At 51.6% G+C, this 10,077-nt stretch carries 10 protein-coding genes and 1 pseudogene; 9 read left to right on the top strand and 2 right to left on the bottom strand.

The genetic code is table 11. From position 1 onward, the window contains the following. Both EQG79_RS30655 and EQG79_RS30660 read left to right on the top strand, forming a co-directional pair. Positions 1–450 (top strand): annotated as a pseudogene (locus EQG79_RS30655) (type IV secretory system conjugative DNA transfer family protein); the annotation flags it as partial. Positions 451–460: 10 nt separating this feature from the next. Further along, positions 461–1,159 (top strand): hypothetical protein, encoded by a 699-nt coding sequence (locus tag EQG79_RS30660; RefSeq protein ID WP_129607041.1) that lies wholly within the window; start codon positions 461–463, stop codon positions 1,157–1,159. A gap of 254 nt (positions 1,160–1,413) precedes the next feature. Here the strand turns inward: EQG79_RS30660 and EQG79_RS30665 are convergent, their stop codons facing one another. Next, positions 1,414–1,989: an NYN domain-containing protein gene (locus EQG79_RS30665; protein WP_165358996.1), complete on the bottom strand. Its 576-nt coding sequence runs from the start codon at positions 1,987–1,989 to the stop codon at positions 1,414–1,416. Positions 1,990–2,303: 314 nt separating this feature from the next. Between EQG79_RS30665 and EQG79_RS30670 the strand changes: the two genes are divergently transcribed. From EQG79_RS30670 to EQG79_RS30680, 3 genes are read left to right on the top strand one after another with little or no spacing between them, the layout of a single operon-like run. Further along, a complete protein-coding gene (locus EQG79_RS30670; protein ID WP_240699525.1) occupies positions 2,304–2,702 on the top strand; it encodes a hypothetical protein in 399 nt (132 codons plus the stop codon). A 53-nt stretch (positions 2,703–2,755) separates the two neighbouring features. Beyond that, positions 2,756–3,775, top strand: coding sequence for a DNA-methyltransferase (locus EQG79_RS30675; RefSeq protein WP_240699527.1), 1,020 nt, complete (start codon positions 2,756–2,758; stop codon positions 3,773–3,775). Then, positions 3,775–4,617 carry a NotI family restriction endonuclease gene (locus tag EQG79_RS30680; RefSeq protein ID WP_129607050.1) on the top strand — a complete coding sequence of 281 codons (843 nt, stop codon included), beginning with the start codon at positions 3,775–3,777 and terminating at the stop codon, positions 4,615–4,617. The genes EQG79_RS30675 and EQG79_RS30680 overlap by 1 nt, the downstream gene beginning before the upstream one ends. Here EQG79_RS30680 and EQG79_RS30685 read toward each other — a convergent pair. After that, positions 4,610–5,722 carry a replication initiation protein gene (locus tag EQG79_RS30685; RefSeq protein WP_240699526.1) on the bottom strand — a complete coding sequence of 371 codons (1,113 nt, stop codon included), beginning with the start codon at positions 5,720–5,722 and terminating at the stop codon, positions 4,610–4,612. The genes EQG79_RS30680 and EQG79_RS30685 overlap by 8 nt on opposite strands. Before the next feature lie 413 nt (positions 5,723–6,135). Between EQG79_RS30685 and EQG79_RS30690 the strand changes: the two genes are divergently transcribed. The 4 genes from EQG79_RS30690 to EQG79_RS30705 all read left to right on the top strand — a co-directional run. Continuing rightward, positions 6,136–6,615: a hypothetical protein gene (locus EQG79_RS30690; protein WP_129607052.1), complete on the top strand. Its 480-nt coding sequence runs from the start codon at positions 6,136–6,138 to the stop codon at positions 6,613–6,615. Positions 6,616–6,970: 355 nt separating this feature from the next. Further along, on the top strand, positions 6,971–7,435 hold the full coding sequence (locus EQG79_RS30695; RefSeq protein WP_129607054.1) for a BfmA/BtgA family mobilization protein: 465 nt from the start codon (positions 6,971–6,973) through the stop codon (positions 7,433–7,435). Between the two features lie 17 nt (positions 7,436–7,452). Then, positions 7,453–8,415 carry a DUF5712 family protein gene (locus EQG79_RS30700; RefSeq protein ID WP_129607056.1) on the top strand — a complete coding sequence of 321 codons (963 nt, stop codon included), beginning with the start codon at positions 7,453–7,455 and terminating at the stop codon, positions 8,413–8,415. A gap of 14 nt (positions 8,416–8,429) precedes the next feature. Beyond that, a partial coding sequence (locus EQG79_RS30705; RefSeq protein WP_129607058.1) for a type IV secretory system conjugative DNA transfer family protein occupies positions 8,430–10,077 on the top strand: 1,648 nt, incomplete at its 3' end.

Consider the following 10,077-nt stretch of genomic DNA (forward strand, 5'->3'; position numbering starts at 1 on the left):
GTACAGCAGCGCGACCGTTTGGAAGCCCAGGCCGTCATGCGCTTTGAACAAGGCGAATTTGCGGGCATTCTGGCCGAAGGGAGCCACGCCGAATTTAGACGCTACTTTGCCGCCCCCACCAGTCAGGCGCAGCCCATTCAGCCGTTTAAGCAGGTGAGCGAAACCGACACGCGCCAGCAGTTCAGCCACATCAAAGACCAAGTAAATGGGATACTGGCCACCACCGGCCAGGCGCAGGAAGCCCCCGCCGACGCGCCCCGGAGCGAGGAGCAGACCGGGCGTAGGTCGTCAACCGCCCAGGCTGACGGACGAGCGACCGCAGCCCCCAACGCCCGGCCCGATAGCCCCAACACCAGAGCGCAGCCCGCCCCCCGGCTACTTCCACCCGCTCAGGCGCAGCAGCCGGACGCGGCCCAGCCGGAGCCGGAAGACTGGCAAAACTTTATGTAAGACTTAACCCATGAAAACCCCCACAGGAAGAAATAACGGGCTTTTGTGGCTGTTAGCCCTGCTTTTACTGGCAGGCCGCAGCCCCGCTCAGAGCCTACAAATACGGGTAGGCGTTCAAAGTGTATTTGCCCCCAATGGCCCCCTACCCAGCTTTGGCGGAGCGCAACCCGGCCAGTTGTTGCCGCAGGTGCAGTTTAGCCCAACGCCCGGCTATGGTATCAGCATAGCCAGGCCGCTGCAAATCGGAGCCATCCAGGTGCAGCCCGAAGTTAACGTATCGCTTTATCGAATTGGTTATAACCTGATTTGGACACGAGCCGACCGTACCGTTTACGGCACTCAAACCAACGTCAACACAACCCCCGCCGTTACGTTTCTTCTGCCCTTCCGGGAGCAGTTGACCAAGGGTAAAAACGTGGTTAGTCTGTTGTTGGGGCCGTATGTACAGGTTCGGGGCAGTCATTACACGGAAATGAGCCAGGGAAGCCCAAACACCGTATTTCCGGCGTATGAGCGCGAACGGTACGGCATCGAGGACAAGTACCGTAGCAGCTTCGGAATAGCCACCGGCGTACAACTGAACCGCCAACGGTTCGACGTTCGGTTACTGGCTCAGTTTGGCAAAACGGCCCTGTTTAGCTCGACGTGGCAGAAGTATAATAGTTGCCTTATATCTCTGTCAGCCGGGTACGCCATCGGCGCGAGATAGCTTAGCGAAGCGTCACCCGGCGTAATTCTTTGTCCAAAAGCTAAGGGCCAATTTTGCAGGCAGCACCTGCAAAATTGGCCCTTAGCTTTTGGCGACCCCTTCACTTGTCGGCGAGAGGTGGAAAACCAAACAATCTTTGGAGGACCAGCCCCACCGAGAGCCGGACACGGCCAGGAGCCGGGCCAGATCGGGCGCGAACCCCGCCCGCAGCTCGTCCATTTTGGCCACAGCCACCAAATATTATTTTATTGATACTACACGGTTGGGCTACCAGGTACAGGCCACGTAAAACCGTAACTACTAATTTCATTGAAACAATGGTCAAGTGGTTTTATTCTGGTTACAGTTTGCGCCATCTGACCATACTGGGTGAATGAACTCGTAAAAGCCCACATTTCAGTTTCCCATCCTTTTTGTGCCGCCATGTTCACCAATGGTATAAAATCCCTATCGCCTGAAAGTAGTTTTAAAACGCCAGGTGTAGGTTGACTATATATTGCGGCAGTGCCTTGTACCGCCAGTTCCGTATCAACGGCCTTTTCTTTACCGGCTGCATTGCGATCATGCACAATAACCTTAAAGCCGCTCCTATCCGCAGACTCCCAGATAGAATCACTTTGTGGTGGTCGCGACCCTACTAATATGGCTCCTACAATATTCTGTCCCTCGGATACTTGTTTTAACAGTTCGCCAAAATCTATTCTCCAAGAGGGATCACATATATCTCTATCATTTGGATTTGTTTTGAGTACCCCCTTTGCCTTGGCAGAGTACTTTTGGCCTTCAATCCATACGTTAGAGTTATCAACAATGATTAAACAGTTTTCCATGTCTGTAAAAGGCTTTGTAATTAGTGTACCTAACAACAACCAAAGCATAAAGAAGGTGCTAATAACAGGAAAGTACAATTTCGATAGGTCTTAAGCATCAACAAAACGTAGTACTTTACCGAGGGTGGTTTTATAAGCATTGTTATGTTAAGAAATTATTCACAGAATAAGAGCCGACCCGCCAGCACCACCAAACCCCGAAAAATGCAACGAGTACAGAAGCGCAGAACAAAATCGGAGTTTTGTTTACAGTTGCGACTAACGAGGAAAAAGGCGTAGTTTACAGCCATAACAAAACGTCGTACTTTACTGCTATGGCTACCCAAGACGACATAACAAAACCCGGTTTAAGTTTTACAGCGGTTGACGTGGCCGCAGCAGAGCCGGAGCAGGACGCTAAAAAAGGAAAAGGGGGCAGACCCCGACGCGCCCCAGACGTGGGTTTATGGACCGTTCGTGGGGTTGACCTCGAAACCCGTACCGCCATTGAGAAGGCCGCACAGCGTAGCGGTAAGACCATCGGCCAGTACGTGAACGAGGATTTACGCCAGTACGCCCAAGACCAGCTAAAGAAAGGCAGTCAGCCCCCCATGCGTCAGGAAGATATACGCACGGAGTTAGACGATATTAAGGGCATGATTACCAAACTTGCCGACCGCTTACCAACGCAGGAAAAGCGGGGATTTTTTCAAAGACTTTTCAGCCAACATTAATGATTGACCAGGCGAGCGATATACAAGTACTGCCATATTTGGAAGGTGATAGTATGGCCCCTTTGTTTTTGTGCGGTGACTCCTTACAAGTGCTGCAACATCTTCCATCTAATAGCATAGATTGCGCGATTACAAGCCCTCCATACTGGGGCCAAAGGTCGTACGAAAACGGAGGGATAGGCTTAGAAGAGACACCAGAGGAGTTTATAGATAACTTACTCGCTATCATCGCTGAGATACGTCGAGTACTCAAACCTACGGGGTCTTTCTGGTTGAACTTAGGCGATACCTATAAGAATAAATCATTGTTAGGTATTCCGTGGCGTGTAGCCTTACGCATGACAGATGAACAAAAGTGGGTACTTCGTAATAGTGTAATCTGGAATAAACAGAAAGGGGGTATGGACAGTACCACCGATAGATTACGTAACCTTCACGAAAACTTTTTCCATTTCGTAAAAAGTGGAAAGGGCTACTATTACGACAGTAATAGTATTAGGAGTAAGCCCAGACAGGCGACCGTAAAGAATGGTGCGGTAATGTCTGCAACGGGTGTAAGTGGTAAGAGATACCGCAGGCAAATTGAACTTTCTACTTCCCTTACTGACCAAGAAAAAGTAAACGCTTTTCAGGCTTTAGATAACGTTCTTGTGCGTATAGCAAACGGTGAGATTTCCGATTTTCGCATGATTATCAGAGATATGCACCGTGCTACGCACTCTGACCAAGAAAAGGTATCGGGCCGCGCCAGAGAACTGATAGAGAAGGGTTTTTACTTTCTTTTCTATCATCCTAATGGCACTCTGCCGGGCGATGTTTGGGATATTATACCAGAGGATAGCCAGAAGCGAGAAAAGCACTATGCTGTATATCCAGAGGACTTATGCAGAGTGCCTATTATGTCAACGTGCCCGCCCGGTGGCATTGTATTAGATCCTTTTTGTGGTTCGGGAACTACTAATAAAGTAGCACTTGACCTTAACCGTAAATCTATTGGTATTGACCAATCGGCTGAATATCTTAAACTTGCCAAGAAGAGAGTAACCAGCGAAACCCTTAAAATCCTTGCTTAGTGGCTACTAAAGTATCAGAACTGTTTTGTTTTAGCACAGATAATCCTACCGTTGATTGGAAAACAGTTGTAGGGGCGCAGCAATGCGTATTCTTAAATAGAAAGTGCTGGAAGACACGTAAGAGCGAGCCGCAAATCTCAATAGGTACATGCACGGTAAAATATGGACAAGGGGACGTTATAATTTGCCCTACACGTCTATTAGAAGGCCGTAAAATATTCTTGGATTGCATACACCTTCTAACCTTACACGAACCTGGTAATGACCTACACGTTATTCCAGAGGTTGGAATACCAGGCGGAAATATTGACTTCTTTTTAGCGTCAACAAGAGAGGGTAAAGTACGCGACTTCGTAGGCATCGAGCTACAAACCCTTGACACTACCGGCACCGTATGGCCCGAAAGACAGCTTTTCTTACAATCGGTTGGGGTAAATGTTCCTGATCCTGCAAAGGGCACTTTCGGAATGAATTGGAAGATGACAGCTAAAACGATTTTGGTGCAGCTACATCACAAAATTCAGACATTTGAGCACCTGAATAAGCATATGGTACTTGTCGTACAAGACCATCTACTTTCATACATGCAGAAAGAATTTTCTTTCGGACACATTGCAGAACCGCCCCGGTTGGGTGATTCCATGCACTTTCACGCTTATGGATTTACCCAGGCCGCAGACGGAAACTATGCCCTACGGTTGGCAAAAAGAATGAGTACAGACGGGGCAGGCATAGCCGCTTGCTTAGGTTTACAAGCAGAAGCCGCAATTGAGTTGGAAATGATTGTTAACCTTTTGGAAAAGAAGATGTTAGAGGGAAAGGCGGTACAACTCTCTATTTAAATGCAGTGCCATTAAGTACCGCTTGAACCTCCTGTTTTAGTTGCTCCTGAGCCGCTTTACCCATTCGGACGAATACAGCGTTACAGTACTTAACGCGGTCGTTTATCCGGTCGTCGGTGTTTTCCTTTAACTGCCAGTTGTACAGCAGCTTATTAGCCGCTTTAGTGCCTATATCTTCCAGATACAGAGCAATATTCTTATCTGTTACCTTCCAGGCCCGCAGACCGGCCACCACCTGAGACACCACCGCATTTTGTAGCCAGTACTCCGGTATCTTGCCATCCTGCTTGCGTTTCAGAGTGAACTTGAAGCCGGTTATCTTCTTGCGGCCCCGCGTCATTCGGGCAGTCTCATACACTGGCTCGAAGTCAAAGGCCAGAGCAGTACCGGCCAACTCCTCTAACGGCTCTGTGATAGTCCGGTTAATTAAGTCGCGGGTATCGGGGTACTTCATCTTTGGGTTCCCGTCCTTGTCTCGCTTGACCTTTCCCCGCTTATCCTTCTCCTCGGAGCAGTCCATAAGCTGGCGGTATTGCTCGACCGTCGGACACCATACGCCCGTATCGCGGAAGGCTGACAGGATTTCAAAGAAGCGCATCGAGTACCAGCTTTTTAACCCCATGTAGTTGTTAAGCTGATAGGTCGAGTAGTGGGCGATCTGGATAAAGTACGGTTCCAATTGTGGGTTGAGCAGTACCGTAATAATTCCATCTTTGTACCCTACAGCCCGTTCTTTCGTTGAGTCGAGTAGGTGCCGGGCGAACCATTCCGACCCGTCCAGGCTCTCAAATTCCCAGATAGCGGCCAACAGTTCACGCAAAGCCCCCTGTACCTCCTTGTAGGCTGTTTCCTTTGTTATCCCGGCATCGGTGATGATGTCCACGATACGGAACTGATAGTAGGGCCGCAGCTTAAAATCATCGTCGCGTATTTGGTCAATAACGCGGGCCATGATGCGTTTAGCCGTGACGCTCATACGACCCTGACGGGCAAACGTTACGTTCCAATGCTGTTTTACTAAATCCTTATGCTTCGGCTCGTAGGTCAGGCCGAGCGGTAAAACCAGTTGAGTACTGCGCTTATCTTCCATCTTCACAAATGCCACTTTGCTCCCTTCCGTTAGGGAACAGGCCGAAGATAGACAGAAAAAACAGACTTATAAATTATTTGCCTGAAAAATCAGGGGTATTTGTCGGTTTATTCGCCCTACAAGTAGGGGTATTTGTCGGTTTATTCAGCCCTCTGAGTGGGGGTATTTGTCGGTTTATTCGTTTTTACTCCTTATATAATATTTAACTATAAAGAATTTTCCTACTATGATAGTTGTCGGGTCGCGCGTTGCTAAAAAGGCTGTGGATAAAGTAAAAAACTAATCTTGACGGGTCTAGATTTGGGAAGGAAAAAACAAAAAACAAATAAGACCGCGCGTTGCTAAAAAAATCGAAAGGGGCGGCAACTATAAATTTAGTTATCAACATTTTTTATCTACCTTCCCTATCTGTTTAGTAATTTAGAGGTATGATTTCAGTACGTGAGAGCGAACAGGCGGAAGGGGCCGCAGCATCGGCCAGCCTACCGCGCACTAACCCCCTGAGCCTGCTGCAAGTGGTCAGCCGATACCGTGAGATACTAACCAGTGTAACCCAACAAGCCGCCCAGGAGGACGCGCCCACCGTGGCCAGCTTTTTAGGGTTGAGCCTGACCAACTACTATACCAAGCGACGCGGAGAGCTACCGTTTACCTACGCCGACGTTACCCGCCTGACCCATCGGTACGGCACGGAGCAGGAGCGGGCCGACCTGCAACGGTTTTTCCAGGCCCGCGACGGGTTGTATAGCTGGTTGCAAAACTCGCCTATCCCCCTGGTTAGGTTCCGCCGACTGTTGGGCCTGCAACACTACCGGGATTTTTCCCGACGTGGCCAGCATCCCGACACGTGGCGGTTAGACGACTTGGAGAAGATCGGGAAGTTTCTGGCGCAGGTTGGCCAGGTATGAATCATACCACCAATACCAGCCATACCACAACGGCCACACCCTGTACAACGGGTGCAACCCGTACAACCGGCACAACTCGTGCAACTGGTACAACTTAGGCAACCTGTTTTTTTCCCTTCAACCCCTTGCGCGGTGCGGTCTGTGTTGCCCGCCGATGGCGTGCAGGCTGGCGCGTTCGTAGAAGCGAGCCGGAACGGTATTCCCTTCGGTCATACCGTTCTTCGGCCCGCCCTACGGGATTGATAACCAAATGTTTAACGATAAAGAAGGACTGTAATCAAACGGGAAAGAGACGTACATAAGCCTTAACTAACTGATTTACTGTATGATATTTCCGTTTTTTCATCCGTGACCCATGAGCAGAACCCTAAAAAGTATTGATGTTAACCCGGAGCTATACGAGGACTTTAAGAAGCTGGCCAAGTCCTACGGCATGACCAATAAAGACCTGTTCGGAGCAATGGTGCGGTATTTCAACGCCACCAAAGCCGACCCCCGAGACCCCAAAGCTGACAATCCAACTGACGCAATTAAGGCGTTAGATAAACGGTTAATTAGCTTCATTCGGGAGCAGGAAAAGAAGATACTGCGCCCCCTGTCGGACGACGTGCAGGTACTAACCAAACTACTGCAAGAGGACGTACCGAAGAAAATAGGGCAATCCCAAATCCGTACTATCAGCAGTGCCATCAAGCCCGAACTTCTGACCGACCGTTTTAAAGCGGCAGTTGCGGCCATGAATAACCCGCAACCCCAACCCGCCCAGCCCAAACCAGACCCGGCCAGGCCCGGCACCACGTCAAACAACCCTAACAGATAATAGTCGAACTGTGCCGTATGGTGGTAAAGGTTAATGGCGGGAGCGCGGGCAGTTGTGGCGGTCTGGTGAACTACCTGGAGAAGCAGGAGCGCGGCCAGTGGTTCAGCCAGGAGCGCGACGGAATGCGGGCAGGTGAGGTAACGCCTGCCATCGACGGCAACAAACGGAATTTGGGCCGCGACGACGAGAAGTTTTATCAAATCATCATTGGTCCCAGCCGGGAGGAATTAAAGCACATCGGCGACGATCCGGCCAAGCTACGCGACTATACCCGCGACGTGATGAACGAGTACGCCCGCAATTTTGGAAAGGGGATAGAGGGGAAAGACCTGGTTTGGTTTGCTAAAATTGAGAAGGAGCGAACCCACACCCACAGCGACCGGGCCGTACAGACAGGCGAAGAATTGAAGGGAAAAAAAAAGGAGGGTGAGCAAACTCACGTTCACGTAATCGTTAGCCGGACGGAGAATCTAAGCCAGTTCAAAGCCCGGCAGCAGGCCGGAGAGATGGAGCGGAAACACCCGCTTAAACTCAGTCCGGCGACCAATCACCGGGCCACCGAGAAGGGAGCCGTAAAAGGAGGGTTCGACCGTACCAACTTTATCCGGGCCAGTGAACGGCAGTTTGACCAGAAATTCAGCTACGAACGCAAGCCGACCGAAACGTTTGAGTACAGCCGCAACCAGCAGCACGGCACCCAGGCCGAACGGGTAGCCGAAAAGCTGGCCGTGATTCGGGCCGAGAGCCACCGCCAGGAGCAGGAGCGGCAGGCCCAACGCCAGGCCGCCGAACGGCGAGCCGCCGAGCAGCAGAAGGCCAAAGAGCAGGGACAAAACCAGCAGCAACAACGGGCCAGAGGGGAAGAAAAAACACAGGAGCCGCAGCAGCGACCGCAGCAGACCCCGCCAGACGTGGCCCGGCCCAAACAAACTATTCAGCAGGAGCCGCCCGAAATCAAGCGACGCGGCCCCCGTTTGTAATCGCTTATCCAACAATGAAAGACGACAAATTAAGCGGCTATATCGCGTTAGGCGGCTTAGGGCTGTTTATCTATACGCTGGCCACCAAAACGCCCGCCACCTGGCACGGTGGAGACCTGTTTATTTTAACCGTAATCGCCAGTCTGTTAACCCCTTCGCTGTTAGGCTGGCTTCGTATCTTCGGCTTAGGCCGCGTTAGTGACTGGGCGTTAGATGCCATCGGGTACTACGAGGAGCAGCAGTTTAAAAGCTGGATGCTCTGGAATAAGATTTGGGTGCGCTCGCTGCCCTGGTGGTTGGCTTTCTTCCTGGTGAAGAAGTACACCGGGTGGGGCAGTCTGGTATTTGTGGCGTATGCCGGTTGGGCCATTTTCCGCCACTACCGCCGAAACATTCCGCAGACGGTCAAAATAGACCCCAAGCAAGGCGGGTTTGTGTTCCAGACCGGCGACGGGCCTTTATGGCTGGCTAATCCCTACCGGGGAACGTTCATCAACGGAGGCCCCGGCAGTGGTAAAAGTAAATCACTCGTCGAGCCGATTATTCAACAGGCCGGAGCGCAGGGCTTAACGGGCTTAGTGTATGATTTCAAGTTTCCCACGCTCGCCCAGGACGTAGCCGGCAGTTATGCCGGCACGGACGTAACGCCGTATTACGTCAACTTCACCGACGTAAGCCGCAGCCACCGGATTAACCCCGTAGCCCCCCGCCTACTCCAAAATGTGAGCCAGGCCCGCGAAGCCGCCCTAACCGTTCTGAGCAACTTAGACGTAAAAGCCGCCCAGCAGCGCAGTTTCTGGATTCAATCGGCGGAAGTGCTGCTAACGGGTAGTATCTGGTATTTGCGGAACAACCACCCGCAGTACTGCACCCTACCCCACGCGGTTTCTTTGCTGTTGGAGAGCGACCCCCGCCGACTCATCGAGGTACTACGGCAGGACGACGAAGTCAGGCCCATCATTGCCAGCGTGAGCAGTGGGGCCGGGAGTGATAACCAGTTAGCGGGCGTATTCTCGACGGTGCAAAACTATCTGTCCGCTTTGGTTAGTCCGGCGATTTATTGGGTTTTGTCGGGCGACGACGTACCCTTTGACCTGAACTGCCCGCAGAAGCCCGCTATTTTGACCGTAGGCAACGACCCAACGTTAACCGGTACGTTTTCCCCGCTAATCTCTCTAATCGTCTCTACGGCCCTGAAACGGATGAATACACCGGGCCAGCGGCCAAGCGTCGTTGTCCTCGATGAAGCCCCCACGCTGTTTATTCCCAACTTCCAGCAACTACCCGCCACCGGGCGCAGCAACAAGATAGCCACCGTTTACGCCGTTCAGGACATTTCCCAAATGGTGGGAGCCTTTGGCCGGGAGACGAGCGAAATGATTTTAGGCTCGTTATCAAACCAGTTCTTTGGCCGCTCGACCACGCCCGAAGTAGCCGAACGGGTGAGCCGGATGTTTGGCCGCTATGACCAGGAATACACCGGGCGCAGCGTGAGCCATAGCGAGGGCGGCACCAGCTTCAGCCAGAGCCGGAACGTACAGCAGCGCGACCGTTTGGAAGCCCAGGCCGTCATGCGCTTTGAACAAGGCGAATTTGCGGGCATTCTGGCCGAAGGGAGCCACGCCGAATTTAGACGCTACTTTGCCGCCCCCACCAGTCAGG

The organism is Spirosoma sordidisoli (assembly GCF_004138325.1).
GTDB lineage: Bacteria > Bacteroidota > Bacteroidia > Cytophagales > Spirosomataceae > Spirosoma > Spirosoma sordidisoli.

Bases quoted from the DNA above. Each gene is read 5' to 3' on its own strand.
- EQG79_RS30660 (WP_129607041.1), top strand. From the start codon at position 461: ATGAAAACCCCCACAGGAAGAAATAACGGGCTTTTGTGGCTGTTAGCC.
- EQG79_RS30665 (WP_165358996.1), bottom strand. From the start codon at position 1,989: ATGGAAAACTGTTTAATCATTGTTGATAACTCTAACGTATGGATTGAA.
- EQG79_RS30670 (WP_240699525.1), top strand. From the start codon at position 2,304: ATGGCTACCCAAGACGACATAACAAAACCCGGTTTAAGTTTTACAGCG.
- EQG79_RS30675 (WP_240699527.1), top strand. From the start codon at position 2,756: ATGGCCCCTTTGTTTTTGTGCGGTGACTCCTTACAAGTGCTGCAACAT.
- EQG79_RS30690 (WP_129607052.1), top strand. From the start codon at position 6,136: ATGATTTCAGTACGTGAGAGCGAACAGGCGGAAGGGGCCGCAGCATCG.
- EQG79_RS30695 (WP_129607054.1), top strand. From the start codon at position 6,971: ATGAGCAGAACCCTAAAAAGTATTGATGTTAACCCGGAGCTATACGAG.
- EQG79_RS30700 (WP_129607056.1), top strand. From the start codon at position 7,453: ATGGTGGTAAAGGTTAATGGCGGGAGCGCGGGCAGTTGTGGCGGTCTG.